Below are 21,933 nucleotides of genomic sequence, written 5' to 3' on the forward strand. Positions count from 1 at the left end.
CGCGGAAATCCGCGCCTTTTGTTCGTTAAGCAGAAACCTGCGTTCCCTTGCTCGGATCAGGGATAACGACAATCGTGCTGCCATCGCGTACATTGTTATAAAGATCAATGACATCCTGATTGAGCAGTCGGATACAGCCCGACGACACGGCCTTGCCTATGCTCCATTCTTCCGACGAGCCATGAAGCCGATAGATCGTGTCGCGACCATCCTTGTGAATGTATAGCGCGCGAGCACCAAGCGGGTTTTTCAAGCCGGGAGGCATACCGCCATTGGCAATACTATAAGGCATCAGCTCCGGCTGGCGCGCCACCATTTCATCCGGCGGCGTCCAACGCGGCCACTGGCGCTTATAAGCAATAATCGCACGCCCTGCCCACGAGAACCCATCGCGTCCGACGCCGATGCCGTAACGCATGGCCCGGCCATTGCTGCGAACATGATAGAGATATTTGTTCGGCGTATCGACGATGACAGTGCCGACCTTTTCGCTGGTCGGATAATCGACTTCCTGCCGCCAGAATTTCGGATCGACTTTGGCAACATTTACTGCAGGCAGAGGAAACTGCTCATAAGGCATGGCCTCGTACATTGGCGGCACAGCACGCACCGGGGCTGGCGCGGCAGCAACTTTAGCAGGTGCGGCCTGCTGGGCCGTTGAAACGCAACCCGAAAGCGCGACAGCACTCGCACCGATCAGAAATGCACGCCGGCTCGTGACACCTTTAGGCAGCATGGGCACATCACTGCCTTCAGAAAATTTACGCGACATCCAAAAACTCTTTCATTTGCACGACTTGAAGCCACATGCCCTCCACTACGAAAGCATGTCAGCGAATGTTTGCCGAGAAAAAGGAGACCAAACTTAAGTGAGCCTTAAGAGAACAACGTATTCTGCAACTTACGCGTTATCTTGAATGATGATGAAGCAATCAAAAGGCTTGTGTTGCTAAAATAGCGATCCCTGCCCGCCAGAACCAGACGATGACGCCTTTCGCGTGGCGCCCTTTGGTGATGAGGTATCGTAGCCATGTCCCGCCGTTGCCGCAACATCCCCATCGCGGAAGCGGATCGATAGCGCGTCACCGTCAGAAACGCCTGCAGCGAGTTTGACCGGCTTGCCATCGGCATTAAAAACAACCGCAAAACCGCGATCAAGAACACTTTCATAAGAGAGCGTCCGCATCAGGCGTTCCAGTTCGTGACCGCGTCTTTTCGTGCGCTCAAACAAGATATTAATCGCCTGATCACGCCGCCGATCAAGCTGCTCTATTGTGCCTTTCGCAAGGGTCGTACGCCGTAACAAAGGCTCTGGTGCCAGCCTGTCGGAACGCCTCGCAAACAATGTGCGCCGCTCGCGCAAAAACGCTTCAAGCGCACGCGGCAGACGCTGTCCAAGCAGCTTCATGTGACGCTTCTGTTCGTCGAACCCGCGTTGCAGCAAGCGCGGCGACAACTGACGTGCGCGACCCTCAAAGTGAACACGCTTCTTTTGTGTATTCACAAAAAGCGCCCGCGTCAGTCGCGAAGCGGCTTCATCAAAACGACGCCGTGGCAATGCCAGCAACTGATCAGCCGACGGCAATGCCCGGCTCGCGGCACGATGCGCCTGACGCTTCAGGTCGATAAAACGTGACATGGCAGACGCCAGGCGCGCCGATTGCGTTGCAACAGTTGCGATCAGATCGGCTTTGACGGGCACAGCCATTTCAGCGGCACCCGTGGGCGTTGGCGCGCGTACATCGGCGGCCAGATCAATAAGCGTCCAGTCGGTTTCATGACCGACAGCCGAAATCACCGGAATATGCGAAGCCGCAACTGCGCGAACGACTATTTCTTCATTGAAACCCCAAAGATCTTCGAGACTGCCTCCACCGCGCGCGACAATCAGCACGTCGGGGCGTGAAATCGCGCCATCTTCAGCCAGTGCATTGAAACCTTCCACCGCTGCGGCCACTTCCGCGCCGCTTGTCTCGCCCTGCACGCGCACCGGCCAAACGATCACATGCAGCGGAAAGCGATCTGAAATGCGGTGAATAATATCGCGGATCACCGCCCCTGTTGGCGATGTGACAACACCAATAACCCGCGGCATGAAAGGCAATAGTTGCTTGACCGCAGGATCAAACAGACCTTCGGCGGCCAGCCTGCGCTTGCGCTCTTCAAGCAGCGCCATCAGCGCACCAGCGCCTGCAGGCTCCATCTGTTCAATGACGATCTGATATTTGGAAGAACCTGGATAAGTCGTCAGTTTGCCAGTGGCAATGACTTCCATACCCTCTTCGGGGCGGAAGCGTAAACGCCCCATCGATCCACGCCATATCACGGCTTCAAGCCGCGCACGATCATCCTTCAAAGCAAAATAGGCATGTCCCGACGAATGTGGTCCACGATAACCAGAAATCTCGCCCCGCACGCGCACATGCGAAAACGTATCCTCGACCGTACGCTTTAAAGCGCCGGAAATCTCGGAAACGCTATATTCCGCTACATTTGAAGCGGTGCCGCTTGGTATAGAATCGGAACCCATGCTCATCTCATCATAGGCACCCAGCGCACCCCTCCGGTCAACGGGTCAAGTCGTCGCCCTGCATCTTATGCACCATCACCAGCCCGGCAACAATTCGTTGCTGCGCACACGCCGTGTCCGAACCGAAGGAAAACCTGCAATTTCAGCCGACGCCAATGCAGCCGGTGCAGGCGATGAAATATTATCAAGACTTTCAATGATATGCTGGGCCAGTGCATCAACAATCGGATTCTGCTTGGTATGTCCGCGCATGATGCCAATGCCGAATTCCGGCAAGGTGCCAAAACCATCTGCTTCGCCCAAAACACGCATTCCGGGCCGTAGCGCACATTCCGGCAACACAGAAACCGCAAGCCCCGACAGAACGGCAGCCGCCAGAACAGTCGCAGACCAGCTCGTAATAATGATGCGATAATCGCGTTCCACCTGTTCCAGAACATTGATTGCAGCATGGCGCCAGATGCAAGTCGGTCGCCCGACAGCGAGCGGCAACATCGCCTCTTCATGCACCGCATGGTTGGCCGATGCTACCCATAAAAGCGGCTCAGTGCGTACAACTTCTGACCGGCGTTTATCATCGCACTGCGTCACAAGAGCAATGTCCAGCGTTCCACGACGGATCATTTCGTCGAGATTAACCGTCGGCTCGCAAACAACCGACAATTCGACACGTGGGTTAGACCGCGCAAAACGCGCCATGATTTCGGGCAAAAACCGATCGGCATAATCGTCGGGCGTGCCGATACGCACATGGCCTTCAAGTTGCGTATCATCAAAGGCTGCAATGGTTTCACCATTCAGCAACAACATACGGCGCGCATATAGCAGCAGCCTTTCACCATCTTCAGTCAGCCGATTGATACGCCCATCGCGTTCAAAAAGCGGTTTTCCGATACGCTCTTCAAGGCGGCGCATCTGCATTGAAACAGCAGATTGTGTTTTGAAAACCGCATCAGCCGCTTTTGTAAAACTGCCCGTATCCGCAATGGCGATGAACGTCTGCAACTGATCCAGATCCAAAGGTGCACTCATCAAAACCATCCATCACTATTATTGAACTATTACATTAAAAACATTCGTTGGAACAATCAATTCCATTATTGGATAAAGCTGGTGTTGCAGAGAATGGAAACGCGAAAGCGAATGACCTGACGATGGAAACAATTTGAATACGCGCGCTTAAAGGAGAGCGGCAATGACAGCGATCAGCAAGACCATCATGACACATTTACCGGCTACGAGCACACTGACCTCTGTGCTCAAGCAAATGGTAAAATCGGTGTTTATGTCGGTTATGCGGCGCTGGACGCTAATCCGAAACCGACGCCATGTGCTCCACCTCAATGAACTCGATAATTACCTGCTCAAGGATATCGGACTTCAGAGTGGAGATGTTTTTACTGCGATCCATAAACGCAGCGCGGAGGATCCGACGCGCGTTCTGGCAGCACTTGCAGATGCACGTTCACGCGTGGAGGCGACCCGCCACATCTGTTGATTGAACATCTGGCAGGCGCCACCTTCACATGCCGGGTCCCCTCTCGGCCAGCCTGCCTTTTTGCCCGGCCGCACCTCTGCTGCCGGGCTTTTTTTTGCCTGCTCGTTGAATTTTGAGCGGCAAAGACAGTGCTTTCTGGCTGCAGCAAAGAAATAATTGAATTTGCCATATTTTTTTAAAAGAAGGGCTTGCACTCATCGTATGAGTTCGCTAGATGGTGGCCACCGATGAATAAAGCGATTGCTTACATCGAAATCACGGTTCAGAAACAAACTGATACGTGACCCTGCTGGGGAATAGGTTAACGGTAGACCCACGGACTCTGACTCCGTTAGTCCTGGTTCGAATCCAGGTTCCCCAGCCATTTGAATTCATTGGTTTTTTCTAATTTTAATCTATATTTTTCCTGTCTTTGGTTTGTAAATCGTGCGAAATGCGATTTCTTTAGGAGATTAAGCCACTGTTTTTGTTATCGTTTAATTCTAGAACAACGGTACACTTTCCAAACTTCTCTGCATCGGCAGGCTGCCAAAACGATTTACATTGCATCATTTGATCGATCTGCCCGTGAGTGAAATGGGGTGGTTTTCGGACTGTCCGGATTTGGACAGCAACGCCGCGAATTTGTCGGCAAACGACAAGGCGGCAATTTGCGCGCGCCTATGGCAGGCGAGCCGAACGCAAGCACAGCAAATTCTCCACCAGAACCGACTCTGTGTAGTTTAAGAATGCCGCCTGCCAGGATGCCCGCTACTGCACATGGAACGCGGGGGCGCTCCCGCTGTCCTATGAAAACAGCACCCGCTAATTCGGCCACTAAGCGACCAGAAAATTCTAACTTGACAATGTTGAGGTACGTACCTCAGAATGGTATTGCCGCAAAGAGAACGCTTGGAGGAGATCATGGACCCCAAATTTGTAATCGATAGTGAGGATGCCTTACGCCGCTTATATCCCCCGACGCATAACCTCGCTCTCCAAAAGTTTCAGCAAGAATTAGGGCCACATGCGCAGGCATTCATCCAGCGCTCACCATTCCTTTGCTTGGGTACGCAGGATCTCAACGGTCGGGCAGATGTAAGCCCTCGCGGGGATCCGCCTGGGTTTGTTCGTATCTTGAATAGCAGCACCTTGGCTATTCCTGACCGCCCAGGGAATAATCGACTGGATAGCCTGTCGAACATCCTAGTAAACCCAGCCGTTGGCCTGCTTTTTATGGTTCCCGGCTTTGACGACACCCTGCGCGTCAATGGATTGGCCAACATCGTAAATGACCCCGCTCTTCTCGAAGGCATGCAGGTCAAAAACCGTATCCCTACCCTGGCAATCGTCGTTCATGTTCGCGAGGTATTTCTGCACTGCGCAAAGGCTCTCAAGCGCGCGCGCATCTGGGATCCAGACCATCGTCAGGATCGCAGTCAGATGCCTTCACTCATCAAGATGATTTTAGATGAGACCACAGGGGCACCCAGTGAGGAGGAAATGCGAAAGATCGACGCTGTCCTTGAGGAGGAATATAAGCAGACGATGTACTAACAACATCGGCATGTCTGTTTATGAGAGTGCAGGTACGGGCGCTGACGGCAGAAATGGGGTCGAAATCTGACGTTTAGAGACGCTAAATGAAGCGGCAATCATATGAGATCAAATGGTGCGAAATTGTTGCACATTGTTTTGCATTTCGCAGCTAACCCATTGATTCATAACGGGCGTAGAATGCATCATTTTGCAAAATAATGACTATATATCAATAGATTGGCTGGGACTCTGACTCCGTTAATCCTGGTTTGAATCCAGGTTCCCCAGCCACTTCCTTTTATAATTCCACAACTTAGCCCTATGTCGCCAGCGTTGTGGATACCCCAACGCTGCCCCCCCACAAAGGGCGCTTTTGGCGATGTCGAACTTCCTCCGGCGCGAAGCCAATTCCTTCTTCTTCCGGCGGCGTGTCCCCGCCTCCCTCCAAGCTCGCCTCGGGTAGACCGAGATATACAGGTCCTTAAAGACCACCGTGCGAAGAACAGCCAGAGCGCGAGCCGCGCACCTGTTCATTGCCACGGAGAAGCTATTCCGAATGCTTCAAGAAGAAGACGATGAATTTCCATTGACGGACGACGACAAGCATATCGCGGAAGTGTCTGGACATTCGGAAAAGGATACCGAAACGATCATCAGGAAGCATTATCTTGTATCAAGTGCGGCTGTGGAAAAGATCGAAAGCAGAACGATTGCTGTAAACCGTGCACAAAGCGGTAAACTAGAGGAGTGACTTATTGGGTCTAAGTCATTGATTTAATGGTCGGAGCGGCGGGATTCGAACCCACGACCCCTTGACCCCCAGTCAAGTGCGCTACCGGGCTGCGCTACGCTCCGAACCATAAAAAACCCCTAGAATATAAAGGGTTAAATCGCAAGCCCTAATCATATTAAATTGGAACAAAATGAACACAGATGAATAGATCGCCACGGAGCAGAACCAAAAACGCCATAGGTGTTCTTTTTTTGTTCCAAGCCTCCGCTTGTGAATTGACTTATATGCACTGTTTAAGTGAATTAGCGCTATCTAAGACACCATGGCGGTGAGTGTGTCTGCTTTTTCATGGAGCAGTACAATGAATGCGGTTACGCGAGACAATGAATACGACGAAGAAATTGAATTGGTACTCGCCTATCACAAGGGCGATGTAAAAGCGGCGATTGAAGCACTATTGAAAGACCGGGACTTCCTCGTCAAAGAGATCGAGTACGCCAGCCTTGCCATGTCGATGGGCTTTGCTCGCGGCTGGAAGCCAACCGTCATCAAATAAAAAACGTCCTTAAGAACCTGAGACAAACCAATGTCGTTCGGTTCACCTGTGCTAGAGCGCGTCCACTTTACTCGGGGTCATCTCCGCAGGATTTGAAGTAGTTGGCACATTCTTGTGGTTCAAACAGCGTGACGATCTGGCCGACAGTATTCCATAAGCCCTCGACGGTTCGCTCGGCTTTGGCGCGCAAGACGGCCTTGAGCTTGGCGAAGGCCTTCTCGATGGGGTTGAAGTCTGGACTGTATGGAGGAAGGTAGAGCAAGCTGCAGCCCGCACCTTCGATTGCGAGACGCACGCCCTTCGCCTTATGTGACGGCAGGTTGTCCATGATGACGATGTCGCCGGTCACCAAGGTTGGAATGAGAACCTGTTCGACATAGGCCTGGAATGCGACGCCGTTCATCGCACCGTCGAGGACCATGGGCGCGGTCATGCCAGATAGTCTGAGTGCACCGGTAAATGTCGTTGTCTTCCAATGGCCGTGTGGGACCGGTGAATGGCATCGATCTCCGCAAGGGGCTCGTCCGCGAAGCCGGGACATCTTCGTGCTCAGGCCGGTTTCATCAATGAATACGAGGTGCGCTGGATCGAGATCGAGCTGGCCGTCGAACCAGTCCTGGCGACGCTTCAGCAGGTCAGGACGGTCCTGCTCCAGTGCATGTGCGGTCTTTTTTTGAAAGTCCAGCCGCGCTTTCGCAGCCAGACGTCAAGCGCACTGCGGCCGATCAATACGGCTCTCTCCTCATGCAATCGCCGGACCATTTCGTTGAGCGTGATATCCTTCGCCTCTTCGATCATGCCGAAGATGAAGTCCTCGTGAGGATCCAGGCGTGAGCCGCCGCGTCGGCCCTGCTTCGCCGGGGTCAACAGACCTGCTCGCGCACTCGCAATCCAGGCGATGGCTGTTGAAATCCCAATCCCAAATCGGGCTGCCGCTGAACGTGCCGACATGCCATCCCGTGACGCAGCCAGAACGCGGCTACGCAGATCATCACTGAAAGCCGGGTCATATTGCCTCCAACCAAATCACCAGTCGGAGCGATGGAATCAGAATTCGGCGACCAAGGGAATCCTCAACGCGATTCCGCGTTCAATGGACGCGCTCTAAATGCAATCACCACTACAAAAAGACGGCGCCGTTAATGGCTGTGCGCTTCGGGGAATGGCAGACGCTGGAAGAACTGGAAAGGCGCATTCTGTGCAGCAAATGCGGAAATCGTTCCGGAAACTTTGTCAGTTACGGGAACCCTGAAAGAAGATGCAACTTAAATGGAAGCGCACCTTCATTGGCGGGCAGACGTGCGCGTGCTGGAACAATGATGCTGACACCCGGACTGTAATGTCGAAGTGACCTAAAGATTTCATCGCAACGTTGGTGCATGTACACTTGTTCAGGTTTACATGCACCAACATATCAGAACACAATGCTTTGGTATTAAACCAAAGTTAAGGTGACGGCATCGATCTTAGCGAGGAGGGACTGGTGCAGGACCCGGACAAAATGGTTCTTCAATCTGGCCCGAACCAAAACACCAAAATCCAGTAGTTGTAACCCGATTGGTCAACGGATTTACGGAAGCAGTAGCGGCCATCGCGAAATGGGAAAGCATTCCAGCAAAAAAGATAGCAAGACCTGTCACAATAATATTTCTCATAGTTCCTCATCAAAAGTATTTAATATACAAAAACTATATTAAAGAAGACATTGATGAAATAACTAAAAATTGATCACTAACAGTTGACTGATTAATTGTGGGGGATTTTGCAATTTTTCGTCGATGGATGAGCTGATGAACCGCTTTAATGTTCTCTACTTCTTATCCTGAGCCAGAACCTGATCGAGACGTTTGTTTGTCTCTTTGGCGCTGTCTCTTGTCTCGTCCTTAAGCTCCTTCATGCCATCCCGTAGCTGGCTGACATGGCCGTCCAAATCTACCCAGCGCACATAGTCGTCACGAGTTCGGTTAATCCTCTCGTGCAGAGCGTCATCACCAGCCTTCATTGAGGCTGACAAGGATCAGAAAGCCGCGATCAATGCCAGCCCGAAAGTGACAGCTATACCGATTAGCCACTTAATATCGTCACCCATTACCAGCCACATGCTTTCTGCCTATAGGCATTATGTCCTGCAATCCCTTGCCCGGCTTTCAGATCGTTTCCGGCCAGATAGACCGCTGTTTCGGGTTTAACGCTTATCTGCTTCCAACCCGCGCAGTTGGTCGCATTGCTCACGCAACCCGCCAAAGCTCAAGGCAATGGAGAAGCGTTGATTCAATTGGTATTAAGGACATAATGAATGCCATTTCGTACAGGCCAGCTTGTTGGAACATACAAGCCAGAGCAGCTTAGAGCCCTGCAACGTGCATATGTCGAAACCTGTGTGCTGCTTAATGTTTCTTTGCCTACAGCAGCAGAAGCCCTGAAGATCGCGAAACAGGTTTACAAGATATATGATAGTGGAATTGAAGACCCTTATGAGATTGCTCGGATAATTCGACACGCTAATAACATAGATTAGAAACTGTTCACTAAATGTATAAGACCTGCTCGTTGGCAGGGTTAAATTGTGTGTTCATTTCTATGATGATCGTTGCATTATTATAACATTTTACATGTTGGAGACGCAGTATGAGTGACAACAGTTTTGTTGACCTTATTGGTAGTGACGGTCAAATCTACCGGGGTATACGATTATTCGTTGACATAAATTCTCCGGATCAAACTTGGGGTCGCATGAGCAAAAGCAAATCCGCACATTATTACTACGAGTTGGATGACGGAAGATCGACAGAACTTAACAGGTTTGGGGAACATGTTATAATGGGAACTTCTATCATTCTTAAGCCAGTCTAGGTTTTTGCTTTCAAACACTATAAAGTCAGGCCAAGGACGATTATCGGCTTGGCGAATGCCACTATTTAACCAGCCTGCTATAGGCTGACACCGAATTACCACAGACTGCTAAAGGCTGGTACAGAACGGGCGGGACGCTAACCCTGCTGACAGCGGGCGATTGCATCTAGCATCAGCGCATCGCAATCAATCAAGCTGCCGGTGATCCCCTGCGCTTCTGCTTTCAACGCCGCCGTTCTGATTAGTATGCGAGGCGGGCATGTACTGGATTACATATACCTAGGATTGCCGGAAACACTACCTAGCCCGCCGTTATATCCGGCTTGAATTGACGCCTTTCGGTCGCCTCGCATTCTGTCCGAGTGGCAGGATCGCAGCAGGATTTGAACCTACGACCTGTGAACCTAAGTCCAACGCTCTATCCAGCTGAGCTATGCGAGCCTGTTTATCCCCTCGAATTGAGAACCGCCGCGTACCTTGCGCTATCTGGATGCCAAGCAGTGGCGGCGGTCATGTCATATTTGCGAGGCAGAACCTACATGGCTGGCGGTCGGGATATCCACAACCCTTGACTATCGACTTATGGCAGATAACCGCCGTGCGACCAGCTTCTGACTTTCGGCTTCGTCGCCATACGGTGAACCACCGCTGCCTCGCATTCCGTGTGCGCCGAGCGCCAAATCTCTCGGTAACTCTACACCCTTTCGGGGAGGACGGCCTTGGCATTCACCGCGTCTCGCACATTCCGTTGAGGTGTTGCCTCGAATTCTACAGGTGGAGTAGCAGCCCCACACTATCGATCTATGCCACGTTCCCGCGTGTAATAGATTAATTAGGCAGTCCTGAACCCTTTCGAGTTCTCCCCATCATGCGGCGTACCGCGTGATACTTTGGCGCTGTGGGAGGATTTGCACCTCCCGGCAATCAGGTGGAAGCTGATAGCCGGCTACTTGCACCCGCTCGAATCAAAACGCGGCCCGTAAGCCGCTGAAATCTACTTTGGATACATTTATCCATTCTGAAACTATGTGCAGATTATTCCGTGTCTAGTGATTTGACAAGACGTTTATGCGACCTTTCTACGTTTTTGTGTGAAGAAGTGTCTATGAAGTGCATTACAGGCGAGACGAATATCCCCAATCATGTGTGGAAAGTAAGCATCACGTTCGAGCATATACTGAACCGCTGCAAGGAGATTGCCATTTCGCAGTTCGATTTGCGCGTCAACGATTGCCTTCCTTGCATCATCAAATGCTGCGTTTGCTCGTCTTACCCACGCGTCGTATTCCTCTTGGTTCGTTGTGCCGACCGTCCCAGAGTGCTCATAGTGGGCTGCGGATGAGCAATCAGCTTTCCGCTTATCATTATAGACCTCACGATAACGATCAGCAGCATCGTATTGTTCGGTGCTGATGCCGTCTGATCGGTCGCGTTTCCATGCGAGATGAAGCCGACCCAAATTGTCGCCCGCAAGTTCGCTGAGCGCCTCAGATGCTGTCATGCCGAATATCCTCATTCTTGCCAGTTGCGCGACCTTTGCAGGCGGTTCCTTTGCCCTGCTGATTTGACCGGATGGTGTCCGCAACACCCCTTCTTTCTTCGGCCTTCCCCTTCCTCGTTTTACTCTCGGCTTTTCCGCCTTGCTGTGCGCCGCCATAGTGTTTCCTCATCGCCTAGGGTTATGTTTATGCCGGTTAAGGTAGATTTTTCTTAATCTGCTCTTTGATGATGTCGCGAAGACCAGACATAATTTCCTTCGCTTCGTCAGACTTGACGACAACCTCCCCAGCCTGTGAGGCTGTTATAAGATAAATTGTATCCTTCGATGGGATAAGGATTGCTAGAGCTAAGGACGGGATTGTTATCAACACCCATATGACTGTCACGATAGTAGCTGGAAGCTTTTCGATATCTTCGATGGCAGATATAACCCAAAGCACGACCACTCCGGCGCCGCCCATAAGCCCGACCATGAAAGCGATAAAGCCAAACATTGGCTTAGCGCTGCCCGCTACATCTGCAAGATAAAGTAACCAACTTAATGTGTTCATCGCCCTCTCCTATGCCGCTTTCCGAATTGCTATTGCTTCCTTTGCGGAAATGCCGCCAGCGAGACACTTGCGCACGAAGACGTGAGCAAGTTCGCGATTTTCAAATCGGAAGTGCTTGAGTGAATTTAGAATTGTTGCGTGGTCACGTTCGCCCATCAGATGACCGATGCGTGGCAGTGAAAGGTCTTCTCGTTCAGCCCACACAGCTAATATTGCAAAATGTCTGACTGCTGAGACTTCATAAGTCTTGCCGCGTCCGATGATGCAGCGCGTCGAGAAATTCGATTGCTCACAGACTTCATCAACGATTTCTCGCCATGAACGGCGTGTTTCGACAGGCGCCTCTTTCCCCATCAGTGCATAAGCCGCTGCTATTGCAGCCTCTTTGTTTGCCTGTGCTTCTGCGGCAGCGGATTCCAGCTTTGCTAGATATTCCGCTTCGGCCTTTGCCTTGGCTTCTACCCTAGCTTGCTCAATTGCTTTTTCCTGTGCGGCCTTCGCTGCTCGTTCTTCCTCGGTCTGACTGCTTACCAAAAGGAGTTGAGCTGCCTTTGCCGCTTCCTGTCTACGCTTGATACCTGCTTCCACATGGCTTGATCGTGCGAAGAACATTCTGCCGATACCGCCTCGGTCGCCGCGACGACTATTCCGACCTCACATTTACCGCCCTTGAGAACATGCAAACGGCTGTTCTCGAAGCTGCTGAGTGAGGTGGATCATGGCCGAGAAGCGTAAGATTTTCTGCTGCGGTTGCCAGTCGTCAGTTGATGCGCACCTGAAAGACGGCAAGGAGATTTACCCTCATCGTGGCGACTTGTCCCGCCTGCCGTTCTGGAAGTGCGACACCTGCAAGAACTTCGTCGGTTGTCACCACAAGACTAAGAACAGGACGCGGCCGCTCGGGTGCATCCCAACGCCAGCAATCAAAAAGATCAGATCAAGCATTCATGCTGTTCTTGATCCTCTTTGGCAGTCTGGCCGCTTCGATCGATCGACTTTGTATTCTGACATAGCTCACGTTCTGGTTCTCGAAGAATATCACACCGCCGAACTTCACAGCGTCGAACAGGCGAACGAAGCCTATCGCGTAATCAGTGATATTGCAGCCCATGCGTGAACTCTCCCGCTCCGAAATCATCGCGAAACGCAAGGAATTGCAGCAATCATTCAGGTGATTGAGCGCGCTGCTATGAATCCGAATGTTGACATCGACACGATGGAGCGCCTGCTTGAAATGCAGGAGCGCATCATGGAGCGAAATGTAAAGGCGGCTTTTTCTGCTGCACTGTCCCGTATGCAACCAGAATTGCCTGTTATCAATGAACGAGGCGGCATTAAAGACCGCGCAGGGAATGTGCAGAGCACATATGCTTTATGGGAAGATATCAATGATGCCATTAAGCCAGTTCCAGCTCAATACGAGTTTGCGCTCAGCTTTAAAGTTGGGCGTGAAGATGGGATGATTGTTGTTACTGGTGTCCTTTCTCATGCAGAAGGCCGCTCAGAACAAACATCTATTCACCTACCAACTGACACTTCTGGCAGCAAAAACGCTGTTCAGGCTGTAGGGCCCAGCACGTCATACGGCAAAAGATATACTGCTTGTGTGCTCTTGAATAACAATCGCAGTTTCAACTTGCATTTTTTTATAATAATACGACCAATGCGCGGCTGAATTTCTTTTAATTTACATCGCAAATTTTTCTAATTAAGCTTGTATATACAATGCCATTCGCCAATCGAATACGGATGTATATTAGATATATACATTTTATATATGAAAAATTAACCAATAAGTTTCGAATATTATTTATTAGGAAAAATTTTATAATTTTTACCTGCGACACGAACTCATTTTACATGGCCATCATAATCCCGCAGTATTTCCACGCGATACATTCAAAAACCCTCACACCTTATTCGATATAAAACGCGTGAAAATACCGGCTTAAATTCGTCTAAGCCGCCTAGTAGTTTCACAAAATTGCGGATAAGCCCTTTTTGATAAATATGATCATGAGGGGTCTATGTCCTACTTTCCAAATTGGCGTCTTACAAACGACAGTACTGTACTACCTGACGAACGATTACCGACCTCAGCAGCAGTGCCGATGGGCATACAACATCTATTGGCTATGTCGGGTTCAACAATTGTTGCACCTCTGCTCATGGGTTTTGATCCGAATGTCGCCGTATTCTTCTCCGGCATAGGAACGCTCCTATTCTTCGTTATAACAGGTGGCCGTGTGCCAAGTTATCTCGGCTCGTCCTTTGCTTTTATCGCCGTTGTCATTGCCGTCACTGGCTATGCTGGTAGCGGCCCTAACCCAAATATTGCGTTGGCGCTTGGCGGTATCATCGCCTGTGGCGCTCTTTACGCAGTGATCGGCCTGATTGTAATGGCCGTCGGGACTGGTTGGGTCGAGAAACTTATGCCACCGGCTGTAACCGGCGCAATTGGCGTTGCCATAGGTTTAAACCTTGCACCCGTCGCGATCGGACAGCTCAAGGGCACCGGCGCGCATATGACAATCGCATTGCTTACGGTGCTATGCATGGCCATGATATCTGCTTACGGCTCACTCGCCACCAAGCGTATTGCTGTATTGCTGGCTTTGCTGTTCGGCTATTGCCTCGTACTGATTTTCGGGAATGGTCTGGGCTTCGTTCCCGGCATTGATTTTTCTGCGGTTGGCGCCGCGCCGTGGTTCGGCTTGCCCGCATTTTCTGCGCCTGTCTTCACCTGGCCTGCAATCACGCTGATCGCTCCGGTTGCCATCGTGCTCGTCGCGGAAAATCTGGGCCACATCAAAGCGCTTGGTTCGATCACTGGGCAGAATATGGATCGCTACATCGGTCGTGGATTTCTGGGTGACGGCATTGCGACAATGATTTCCGGTTCAGGCGGTGGTACAGGTGTTACAACCTATGCCGAGAACATCGGCGTCATGGCGATGACCAAAGTCTATTCGACTTTGATTTTCGTCATTGCTGCTATTGTAGCGATTGTACTTGGCATGTCGCCTAAATTCGGCGCCATCCTGCAAACCATACCAGCACCCGTTCTTGCTGGCCTTGCCGTATCTGTCTTCGGCCTTATTGCCTCAGCAATGGCACGCATCTGGGTGGTTAATAAGGTAAACTTCGCTGATCCGCGCAACCTTTTCACAGTCGGCGTTGCCCTGATTTTTGGGGCCGGTGACTTCACCGTCAATATTGGTGGATTTTCTCTCGGTGGAATAGGCACATCAACCTTTGCAGCACTGATTATGTATCAGTTGCTGAGCATTGGTCGTAAAAGCGACGATATAAAATAAAAAAGTGTCGCGCAAAACCACCAGGATTTTGCGCGACACGCCCCCGCCAGTATCAAAGCTGCCCCGCTTCCATTAAGCGCGGCGCGTACCTGACGATACGATATCGAGATATACGGCAAGCACCAAAATACTGCCCTTGATTATCTGCTGCCAGAATGTATCGACACCCAGCATCGACATGCCATTGTCGAGGCTCGACATAATGAGCGCACCGACCAGCGCACCAATGACTGAACCGACACCGCCCCGCATCGATGTTCCACCAATAAAGCAGGACGCGATTGCATCCAGCTCGCCGCCGAAGCCAGCTGAAGGTGTGCCGGCCGCAAGGCGTGCGGTGGTGGTCAAACCTGCAACAGCAGCCATCAGCCCCATCAGCGCAAACACCGCCATCTTGACGAAATTTACGTTGACCCCGGAGAACCGGGTAGCCTCAAGATTGGAGCCGACAGCATAAATATGCCGTCCAAATACGGTCTGTCGCGAGATGACAGTAAATACACCAAGGATAATCAGCAGAACGAGAACCGGAAATGGCACGCCCTGATAGCTGTTAAGGATAAGAATAAACCCGAGGATAAGAATGCCTGTGCCGACAAGTCGCGCAATTTCCATCGCGGGCGACAGCATTTGCAGGTTGTGTTTACGCTTGCTGGCACGCGTTCTCAAAGTGATCAATATCAGTACGGCAAACAGAGCTATCGCGCAGATATTGCCGAACCACTCAGGCAAATATCCTTGTCCCAGATATTTGAAATCTGATGAGATCGGCGCGATGGTGACACCACCCATGATGCCCAGCACGATACCGCGAAATACCAACTGCCCACCAAGTGTGACAATAAAGGATGGGATTCCGAGATAAGCTGTCAGCCAGCCGTTAAAGCCACCCAGAATAACGCCCAGAACCAATACGGTACTGATTGTCGCCCATAATGGCCAGCCATAGATGACGTCGAGTACCGCCGCGACGCCGCCCAAAAGGCCCAGCAAAGCCCCGACAGACAAGTCGATTTCACCTGCAACGATAACGAACACCATCGCCGAGGCCAACATGCCGGTTATTGCCATCTGGCGCAGGAGATTTGAGAAGTTTCGCGCTGTCAAAAACTGCGAGCGACCCATTTCAGGATCATAAGTCATGATGGCGAAGAATGCCCAGATCAAAGCGACGACGATCAACAACGCCACGATCTTATATTCCGATAGAAATTTTCTGAGGCTTTTGCCTGTCAACGTCATGTCATGCACCGATTAGAGTAGAGCATTTCCAGCAAAAGTAGGAAGTGTTTTTGCGTAGAATAATGCGTAAAAACAGTAAGTTAATTTGGTTCAGTTCTCGATAAGCTAGGCGGCATTGGCTTCGGGTGTGCCGATAGCAGCGGCAAGTACCCTCTCTTGGGTGAGATTTTCATTCGGGAAGTTGCCGCGCAATTTGCCCTCGCCAATAACAAGAACACGATCGCTAATGCCCAACACTTCCGGCATTTCCGACGACACCATCAAAATGGCCACACCTTGCTTGGCAAGTGCAAATATCAGCTTATAGATTTCATATTTCGCACCGACATCGACACCACGTGTCGGTTCGTCAAGAATAAGAACTTTCGGATCCGGCAGCATCATTTTTGAAAGGACAGCTTTCTGTTGATTGCCCCCTGATAGCGATGCAATGGCCAACATTGGATCGGCTGTCTTCACTTTCAAGCGCAGGATTTCGCGCTGAATGGTGGCAAGTTCGGCCTCCTTGTCGAGCAAACCGCGCAGGGAAAAGCGATCAAGAACAGAAATCGTCATATTATGACCAACAGGCATGATGGGCAGAATGCCATCTCGCTTGCGATCTTCTGGCACCATACAAATACCCTGCTGCACAGCATCACGCGGGCTACGGATTTTGACTTCCTTGCCTTCAAGAAAGACTTGCCCCTGATGAGCACCCGGCCAGACACCAAACAGACTGGACACGAGCTCGGTACGCCCTGCCCCCACAAGTCCTGCAATGCCCAAAATCTCGCCGCGCCTTAACTCAAACGATACATTATCGACCACTTTGCGATCAGGATTCGTCACTCCCCAGCAACTCACATTGCGGGCTTCAAAAATCACTTCACCAATATCGTGTGGCTCGCGCGGAAAAAGGTTTTTCATTTCACGCCCGACCATCATCGTAATAATGTCAGGTGTTGTCAGTTCTGCCATCGGACGCGTCGCAATATGTGCGCCATCGCGGATGACTGTCACCGTGTCTGAAATCTCCGCAACTTCATCCAGCTTGTGGGAAATATAAACGCAGGCCATGCCCTGCGCTTTAAAATCCTTGATCAGATCAAGCAGAATACGGGTCTCTGATGATGTTAGCGCGGAAGTCGGCTCATCGAGAATAAGAAGCTTGGCGTTCTTATTGATTGCCTTCGCAATTTCAATGAGCTGCTGTTTGCCACCTGTGTAATGATAAACCGGCAGAGCGACATTGATATCAAAAATCTTGAGGCGTGCGAGTAATTCGGTTGCCCTCGCATTCATCTGGTCATAATCGATGAAGCCGCCAGTCGTCGGCTCTGAACCGAGAAAAATATTCTCGGCTACCGACAAATGCGGCACCATCATCAGTTCCTGATGGATAATCACGATGCCGGCTTCTTCGGTATCGCGAATGCCAGCAGCTTTCAGCTCCTTGCCTTCCCAGAATATTTCACCGGTCCATGTACCATAGGGATAAACACCAGAAAGCACTTTCATCAGTGTCGATTTACCTGCACCATTTTCACCGCAAAGTCCGACGCATTCTCCCGGGCGCACCTTCAGAAAAATTCCATCCAACGCCTTTACACCGTTGAAATCCTTACTGATGTTTCGCATTTCCAAAAGATATTCGGACATAAATAAACGACCTTCCAGCAATTACCGGGCGTCAATTGGCCAAAGACAGCGTTGTCATGGCGAGGCCAACTGAGATTTGCTGAAGATCAGACGCCTGAAAAACAATATCCGGCGCCTGATCCATCAGCTTATTTCCAAGTTGAAACGAATGGGATTTACTTCCCTTCGATCTGTTCCTTGGTATAGAAGCCGTCTTTCACATAGACGTCGACATTGTCTTTGGTCACAGCAGTAGGCGTGAGAAGCAAAGTATCCACTTCCTTCGCGCCATTGTCGATCTTGCCATTGAACTCAGGCTTTTCATCACGAACCAGCTGAACCGTAAGCTTCGCAGCTTCTTCAGCAATGAGCTTGAGAGGTTTGTAAACAGTCACGGTCTGCGTACCGTCAACCAAGCGCTTTACGGCAGCGAGATCACTATCCTGGCCGGAGACAGCGGTTTTACCTGCAAGACCCTGTGCGGCCAAAGCCTGAATTGCACCGCCGGCAGTGCCGTCATTTGACGCAACAACAGCATCAATCTTGTTCTGGTTTGCAGTCAGTGCATTTTCCATGATGGAGAGCGCTTCGGTCGGGCTCCATTCCTTGACCCACTGCGAGCCAACAATCTTGACCTTACCGGAATCGACTGCTTCCTTCAGCGCTTTTTCCTGACCGGCACGAAGAAGCTTGGCGTTGTTATCCGTCGGTGAGCCACCGAGCAGGTAATAATTACCTTCCGGCTTTTCTTTCAGCACGGCTTCTGCCTGCATGAAGCCAACACGCTCATTATCAAAGGAAATGTAAGCATCGATATCGGCATTCAGGATAAGGCGGTCATAGGAAAGAACCTTGATACCGGAAGCCTTTGCATCGGCCACCACAGCATCAAAAACCTTGGAGTTCATCGGCACGATCACAATGGCATCAACGCCCTGAGAAATCAGGTTTTCAACCTGCTTCACCTGCTTTTCTTCATTTCCGTCAGCCGACTGAACGTTGACCTTGGCACCCAGTTTTTCTGCTGCAGCGATAAAATAATCGCGGTCACGCGCCCAGCGTTCAACACGCAGATCATCGATAGAAAAACCGATAACCGGGTTTTCCGGAGAAGCGAAAGCAGGCGCGGTCCCCATTGCGCCAAGGCCAAGAGCTGCGGCGACCAACGCACCTGTCAGAAAATTACGACGTTTCATGCACATTCCTCCAATAACCACCAGCGACATGCCGGCTGATACAAGACCTCGCCCCGAACAAAACCGCCCACGGAGTTTGGCACAACAAAGAAGCCTCCAAGGGAGACAACTAACGACTTATATCTGGCTGATCCTCCCTACGGTGCTCAGCACCAAGACCACTCCAGCAGAACCATCGGCAATATGCATGGCTCCTATCCTCGGTTGCAATTGATACTCGAACAAAAATGAATAGCAAGCATTTTTCTGATTTACGTACCTCATTTTTACTCCTATGTTCCGCTGCGAGGAGTGAGCATGAAACCCACTGTGCATGATATAGCCAGAACTGCAGGCGTCAGTCTTGCCACGGTTGACCGTGTGCTCAATGATCGCCCCGGCGTCAGAGCGAAAACCCGCGAACGGGTGACCGACGCGATGAATACACTTGGCTATGTGCGCGATGTGGGCGCAGCCAATCTGGCACGTGGCAGGCTGTACCAGTTTGATTTTATTTTGCCGGATAATGAAAACACCTTCATGCAAAGTCTGCGCGCCGAGCTTATGGCAGCGATGGAGCGTGGGCCTTCCGAACGTATTTTGATCAATCTGATTCTCGTTCCGGCATTTAATGAAGCTGCCCTTGTAAAAGCGTTGAATGAAAGCGCCGAGCGCAAACCTGACGGCGTCGCCTTTGTTGCCGTTGACACGGACCCGGTGCGCAAAGCCTGTGCAAGACTGACAGAAATTGGCATCCACGCGGTGACAATTGTTTCTGATCTTGGCCTCTCAACGCGTGCCCATTATGTCGGTATAGATAACGGCGCAGCCGGTCGGACAGCGGCACGTTTGCTCGGCCTCTTTGCCAGTGGTAAAAGCGGTGCCATCGCCGTTATCGCTGGTTCGCTGAAAGTACATGACCATCAGGAGCGATTTGAGGGTTTTAGAAGTGCCATGGAAACCGATTTTTCCGGGCACAAGATCCTGCCTGTTCTCGAAGGCTTCGATGAGAGCGCGCGCGTTGAGAAACTCGCTCTTGAACTTCTCGAAAAACACAAAAACCTCTCCGGAATTTACAGTTTGGGCGCAGGGAATAGCGGACTTGTGCGCGCGCTTGCCGCTTCGAAAAACATCAACAGGCCATTGGTCATCGCGCATGAACGTGACGGTGTCACATCGCAAGCGCTGAGGGACGGCCTTGTTCATGCTGTGTTGGCACAGGATGCGGGGCATGAAATTCGCAGTGCCATTCGTGTTCTGAAAGCAACGGCGGATCGCCTCGCGATTGTGCAGGGCCAGGAACATATCCGCATCGAAATTTTTCTGAAAGACAACCTGCCACAACTCGATTGAGTTGCAGGTGAACCGACAATCCGACTGGAGAAAATATGTATCTCGGGCTTGATCTTGGAACATCCGGCGTAAAGGCACTTCTGATCGATGGCGAGCAGAGGGTTGTTGGCTCCGCGCATGGTGAACTCGACGTTTCTCGTCCGCACCCGGGTTGGAGCGAGCAAGATCCAGCACAATGGATCAAGGCCTGTGAAACAGCCATTGATGGCCTGCGCGCAACGCATCCAAAAGAATTTGCAGCCATTGCAGGTATCGGATTGTCCGGCCAGATGCATGGTGCAACACTGCTTGATGAAAATGATAAAGTGCTTCGCCCCTGCATTTTGTGGAACGATACGCGCAGCTATAAGGAAGCGGCAGAGCTCGACGCTGACCCGGCTTTCCGCGCAATTACCGGCAATATCGTTTTCCCAGGCTTCACCGCGCCCAAACTCGTGTGGGTTTCTCGCAATGAGCCGGATATTTTCTCGCGCACCCGCAAGATTCTCCTGCCAAAAGATTATCTGCGCCTTTGGCTGACAGGCGAATATGTCTCCGACATGTCAGATTCCGCTGGAACAAGCTGGCTTGATACCGGCGCACGCAAATGGTCATCCGAACTGCTCTCCAAGACCGGATTGACCGAAAACCACATGCCGAAACTTGCCGAGGGCAGCGACGCCACCGGTACTTTGCGGGCTGAACTTACCGCGCGTTGGGGAATTTCGAACGCCCCTGTCGTTGCAGGTGGCGCTGGCGACAATGCAGCCTCTGCATGTGGCATGGGAACTGTACAGCCCGGTCATGCATTCGTTTCGCTCGGTACATCAGGTGTGCTGTTTGCAGCGAATGGCGCCTATCAGCCAAAGCCTGAAAGTGCGGTCCACGCGTTCTGTCATGCACTTCCCCACACTTGGCATCAGATGGGCGTCATTTTGTCAGCCGCCAGCGCCCTCGACTGGTTTTCGCGCATCACAGGCACCAGTGCACAAGCTCTTGATGGAGAGCTTGGCGACAAGCTGAATGCTCCCGGTATCACAACATTCCTGCCATACCTTTCCGGCGAACGCACCCCATATAACGACGCAAAAATTCGTGGTGTTTTCAGCGGTCTGGATCACGAGACAGACCGTAAGGCGATGACACAGGCCGTGCTTGAAGGCGTAGCCTTTGCCATACGTGACAATCTCGTTGCGCTGCAATCAGCCGGCACGGAGATCAAATCACTTATCGCAGTGGGCGGTGGATCGCGTTCCGCCTATTGGCTCAAATCTATTGCAACCGCGTTGAATGTACCGATTTCTCTGCCTGAAGAAGGTGATTTTGGCGCAGCATTCGGTGCGGCGCGGCTAGGTCTGATTGCCGCCAGCGGCGTTGATCCGTTTGCAATCTGCACGCCACCGCGAACCGCGCAGACCATCGAGCCTGAACAGGCGCTGATCTCGTCATATGACGAGGCTTATCACCGTTACCACGCACTATATCCCGCGCTGCGTCCGCTTTCTTAA

22 protein-coding genes and 2 tRNA genes are annotated in these 21,933 nt (G+C 51.4%); 11 read left to right on the top strand and 13 right to left on the bottom strand.

Annotated elements, in window-relative coordinates; genetic code table 11:
• Positions 1-25 precede the first annotated feature (25 nt).
• The 3 genes from H5024_RS12375 to H5024_RS12385 all read right to left on the bottom strand — a co-directional run bounded on the left by H5024_RS12375 (position 26) and on the right by H5024_RS12385 (position 3,562).
• The gene (locus H5024_RS12375; RefSeq protein WP_187547261.1) at positions 26-772 is read right to left on the bottom strand and encodes a L,D-transpeptidase; all 747 of its coding nucleotides are present in this window, start codon (positions 770-772) and stop codon (positions 26-28) included.
• Between the two features lie 177 nt (positions 773-949).
• Positions 950-2,530: an exodeoxyribonuclease VII large subunit gene (gene xseA / locus H5024_RS12380; protein WP_187547263.1), complete on the bottom strand. Its 1,581-nt coding sequence runs from the start codon at positions 2,528-2,530 to the stop codon at positions 950-952.
• Between the two features lie 75 nt (positions 2,531-2,605).
• Complete coding sequence (locus H5024_RS12385) at positions 2,606-3,562, bottom strand: LysR substrate-binding domain-containing protein (RefSeq protein WP_187547265.1); 957 nt, start codon at positions 3,560-3,562, stop codon at positions 2,606-2,608.
• 163 nt (positions 3,563-3,725) lie between these two features.
• On the opposite strand from H5024_RS12385, the gene H5024_RS12390 reads away from it, so the two are divergent.
• From H5024_RS12390 to H5024_RS12405, 4 genes are all read left to right on the top strand, one after another.
• On the top strand, positions 3,726-4,028 hold the full coding sequence (locus tag H5024_RS12390) for a DUF1127 domain-containing protein (RefSeq protein ID WP_187547266.1): 303 nt from the start codon (positions 3,726-3,728) through the stop codon (positions 4,026-4,028).
• 290 nt (positions 4,029-4,318) lie between these two features.
• Positions 4,319-4,392 (top strand) — tRNA-Gln (locus H5024_RS12395).
• Positions 4,393-4,931: 539 nt separating this feature from the next.
• Positions 4,932-5,564, top strand: coding sequence for a pyridoxamine 5'-phosphate oxidase family protein (locus H5024_RS12400; RefSeq protein WP_187547267.1), 633 nt, complete (start codon positions 4,932-4,934; stop codon positions 5,562-5,564).
• Between the two features lie 538 nt (positions 5,565-6,102).
• Positions 6,103-6,297, top strand: a complete 195-nt coding sequence (locus H5024_RS12405; RefSeq protein ID WP_187547268.1) for a hypothetical protein — start codon at positions 6,103-6,105, stop codon at positions 6,295-6,297.
• Positions 6,298-6,324: 27 nt separating this feature from the next.
• Here H5024_RS12405 and H5024_RS12410 read toward each other — a convergent pair.
• Positions 6,325-6,401 (bottom strand) — tRNA-Pro (locus H5024_RS12410).
• A 239-nt stretch (positions 6,402-6,640) separates the two neighbouring features.
• Here H5024_RS12410 and H5024_RS12415 point away from each other — a divergent pair.
• Positions 6,641-6,835, top strand: coding sequence for a CUE domain-containing protein (locus tag H5024_RS12415; RefSeq protein WP_187547269.1), 195 nt, complete (start codon positions 6,641-6,643; stop codon positions 6,833-6,835).
• 67 nt (positions 6,836-6,902) lie between these two features.
• Here the strand turns inward: H5024_RS12415 and H5024_RS12420 are convergent.
• The 3 genes from H5024_RS12420 to H5024_RS12430 all read right to left on the bottom strand — a co-directional run bounded on the left by H5024_RS12420 (position 6,903) and on the right by H5024_RS12430 (position 9,067).
• A protein-coding gene (locus H5024_RS12420; protein ID WP_247875276.1) for an IS630 family transposase occupies positions 6,903-7,786 on the bottom strand; the annotation gives its coding sequence in 2 pieces (ribosomal slippage) (positions 6,903-7,522 and positions 7,522-7,786; 885 coding nt in all).
• 859 nt (positions 7,787-8,645) lie between these two features.
• Positions 8,646-8,849, bottom strand: coding sequence for a hypothetical protein (locus H5024_RS12425; RefSeq protein ID WP_187547271.1), 204 nt, complete (start codon positions 8,847-8,849; stop codon positions 8,646-8,648).
• Positions 8,850-8,923: 74 nt separating this feature from the next.
• Positions 8,924-9,067, bottom strand: a complete 144-nt coding sequence (locus tag H5024_RS12430; protein ID WP_187547273.1) for a hypothetical protein — start codon at positions 9,065-9,067, stop codon at positions 8,924-8,926.
• A gap of 64 nt (positions 9,068-9,131) precedes the next feature.
• On the opposite strand from H5024_RS12430, the gene H5024_RS12435 reads away from it, so the two are divergent.
• The gene (locus H5024_RS12435; RefSeq protein ID WP_187547275.1) at positions 9,132-9,353 is read left to right on the top strand and encodes a hypothetical protein; all 222 of its coding nucleotides are present in this window, start codon (positions 9,132-9,134) and stop codon (positions 9,351-9,353) included.
• A gap of 1,401 nt (positions 9,354-10,754) precedes the next feature.
• On the opposite strand, the gene H5024_RS12440 is transcribed toward H5024_RS12435, so the two are convergent.
• Genes H5024_RS12440 through H5024_RS12450 form a run of 3 tightly spaced genes read right to left on the bottom strand, consistent with a single transcriptional unit; the run spans position 10,755 to position 12,351 of the window.
• A complete protein-coding gene (locus tag H5024_RS12440) occupies positions 10,755-11,345 on the bottom strand; it encodes a hypothetical protein (RefSeq protein WP_247875277.1) in 591 nt (196 codons plus the stop codon).
• Positions 11,346-11,382: 37 nt separating this feature from the next.
• Complete coding sequence (locus tag H5024_RS12445) at positions 11,383-11,739, bottom strand: hypothetical protein (RefSeq protein ID WP_187547277.1); 357 nt, start codon at positions 11,737-11,739, stop codon at positions 11,383-11,385.
• Between the two features lie 9 nt (positions 11,740-11,748).
• Positions 11,749-12,351 carry a helix-turn-helix domain-containing protein gene (locus H5024_RS12450; protein WP_187547279.1) on the bottom strand — a complete coding sequence of 201 codons (603 nt, stop codon included), beginning with the start codon at positions 12,349-12,351 and terminating at the stop codon, positions 11,749-11,751.
• A gap of 106 nt (positions 12,352-12,457) precedes the next feature.
• Between H5024_RS12450 and H5024_RS12455 the strand changes: the two genes are divergently transcribed.
• From H5024_RS12455 to H5024_RS12465, 3 genes are all read left to right on the top strand, one after another.
• Positions 12,458-12,856 carry a zinc-finger-containing protein gene (locus H5024_RS12455; RefSeq protein ID WP_187547281.1) on the top strand — a complete coding sequence of 133 codons (399 nt, stop codon included), beginning with the start codon at positions 12,458-12,460 and terminating at the stop codon, positions 12,854-12,856.
• A 54-nt stretch (positions 12,857-12,910) separates the two neighbouring features.
• A complete protein-coding gene (locus tag H5024_RS12460) occupies positions 12,911-13,414 on the top strand; it encodes an ERF family protein (protein ID WP_348770694.1) in 504 nt (167 codons plus the stop codon).
• 352 nt (positions 13,415-13,766) lie between these two features.
• Positions 13,767-15,056: a solute carrier family 23 protein gene (locus H5024_RS12465; RefSeq protein ID WP_187547283.1), complete on the top strand. Its 1,290-nt coding sequence runs from the start codon at positions 13,767-13,769 to the stop codon at positions 15,054-15,056.
• Positions 15,057-15,128: 72 nt separating this feature from the next.
• On the opposite strand, the gene H5024_RS12470 is transcribed toward H5024_RS12465, so the two are convergent.
• The 3 genes from H5024_RS12470 to xylF form a co-directional block, all read right to left on the bottom strand.
• A complete protein-coding gene (locus tag H5024_RS12470) occupies positions 15,129-16,298 on the bottom strand; it encodes a sugar ABC transporter permease (RefSeq protein ID WP_187547285.1) in 1,170 nt (389 codons plus the stop codon).
• A gap of 105 nt (positions 16,299-16,403) precedes the next feature.
• On the bottom strand, positions 16,404-17,939 hold the full coding sequence (locus H5024_RS12475; protein WP_187547287.1) for a xylose ABC transporter ATP-binding protein: 1,536 nt from the start codon (positions 17,937-17,939) through the stop codon (positions 16,404-16,406).
• 155 nt (positions 17,940-18,094) lie between these two features.
• A complete protein-coding gene (gene xylF, locus H5024_RS12480) occupies positions 18,095-19,114 on the bottom strand; it encodes a D-xylose ABC transporter substrate-binding protein (protein WP_187547289.1) in 1,020 nt (339 codons plus the stop codon).
• 297 nt (positions 19,115-19,411) lie between these two features.
• On the opposite strand from xylF, the gene H5024_RS12485 reads away from it, so the two are divergent.
• Together H5024_RS12485 and xylB are read left to right on the top strand one after the other, a co-directional pair.
• Positions 19,412-20,446, top strand: coding sequence for a LacI family DNA-binding transcriptional regulator (locus H5024_RS12485; RefSeq protein WP_187547291.1), 1,035 nt, complete (start codon positions 19,412-19,414; stop codon positions 20,444-20,446).
• Between the two features lie 35 nt (positions 20,447-20,481).
• On the top strand, positions 20,482-21,933 hold the full coding sequence (gene xylB / locus H5024_RS12490; protein WP_187547293.1) for a xylulokinase: 1,452 nt from the start codon (positions 20,482-20,484) through the stop codon (positions 21,931-21,933).

It is taken from the genome of Ochrobactrum sp. Marseille-Q0166 (assembly GCF_014397025.1).
Lineage (GTDB): Bacteria > Pseudomonadota > Alphaproteobacteria > Rhizobiales > Rhizobiaceae > Brucella.

Excerpts from the sequence above, each read along its gene's own strand:
- H5024_RS12375 (WP_187547261.1), bottom strand. The coding sequence starts at position 772 with ATGTCGCGTAAATTTTCTGAAGGCAGTGATGTGCCCATGCTGCCTAAA.
- xseA (WP_187547263.1), bottom strand. The coding sequence starts at position 2,530 with ATGGGTTCCGATTCTATACCAAGCGGCACCGCTTCAAATGTAGCGGAA.
- H5024_RS12385 (WP_187547265.1), bottom strand. The coding sequence starts at position 3,562 with ATGAGTGCACCTTTGGATCTGGATCAGTTGCAGACGTTCATCGCCATT.
- H5024_RS12390 (WP_187547266.1), top strand. The coding sequence starts at position 3,726 with ATGACAGCGATCAGCAAGACCATCATGACACATTTACCGGCTACGAGC.
- H5024_RS12400 (WP_187547267.1), top strand. The coding sequence starts at position 4,932 with ATGGACCCCAAATTTGTAATCGATAGTGAGGATGCCTTACGCCGCTTA.
- H5024_RS12405 (WP_187547268.1), top strand. The coding sequence starts at position 6,103 with ATGCTTCAAGAAGAAGACGATGAATTTCCATTGACGGACGACGACAAG.
- H5024_RS12415 (WP_187547269.1), top strand. The coding sequence starts at position 6,641 with ATGAATGCGGTTACGCGAGACAATGAATACGACGAAGAAATTGAATTG.
- H5024_RS12435 (WP_187547275.1), top strand. The coding sequence starts at position 9,132 with ATGCCATTTCGTACAGGCCAGCTTGTTGGAACATACAAGCCAGAGCAG.
- H5024_RS12440 (WP_247875277.1), bottom strand. The coding sequence starts at position 11,345 with ATGGCGGCGCACAGCAAGGCGGAAAAGCCGAGAGTAAAACGAGGAAGG.
- H5024_RS12445 (WP_187547277.1), bottom strand. The coding sequence starts at position 11,739 with ATGAACACATTAAGTTGGTTACTTTATCTTGCAGATGTAGCGGGCAGC.
- H5024_RS12450 (WP_187547279.1), bottom strand. The coding sequence starts at position 12,351 with ATGTTCTTCGCACGATCAAGCCATGTGGAAGCAGGTATCAAGCGTAGA.
- H5024_RS12455 (WP_187547281.1), top strand. The coding sequence starts at position 12,458 with ATGGCCGAGAAGCGTAAGATTTTCTGCTGCGGTTGCCAGTCGTCAGTT.
- H5024_RS12465 (WP_187547283.1), top strand. The coding sequence starts at position 13,767 with ATGTCCTACTTTCCAAATTGGCGTCTTACAAACGACAGTACTGTACTA.
- H5024_RS12470 (WP_187547285.1), bottom strand. The coding sequence starts at position 16,298 with ATGACGTTGACAGGCAAAAGCCTCAGAAAATTTCTATCGGAATATAAG.
- H5024_RS12475 (WP_187547287.1), bottom strand. The coding sequence starts at position 17,939 with ATGTCCGAATATCTTTTGGAAATGCGAAACATCAGTAAGGATTTCAAC.
- xylF (WP_187547289.1), bottom strand. The coding sequence starts at position 19,114 with ATGAAACGTCGTAATTTTCTGACAGGTGCGTTGGTCGCCGCAGCTCTT.
- H5024_RS12485 (WP_187547291.1), top strand. The coding sequence starts at position 19,412 with ATGAAACCCACTGTGCATGATATAGCCAGAACTGCAGGCGTCAGTCTT.
- xylB (WP_187547293.1), top strand. The coding sequence starts at position 20,482 with ATGTATCTCGGGCTTGATCTTGGAACATCCGGCGTAAAGGCACTTCTG.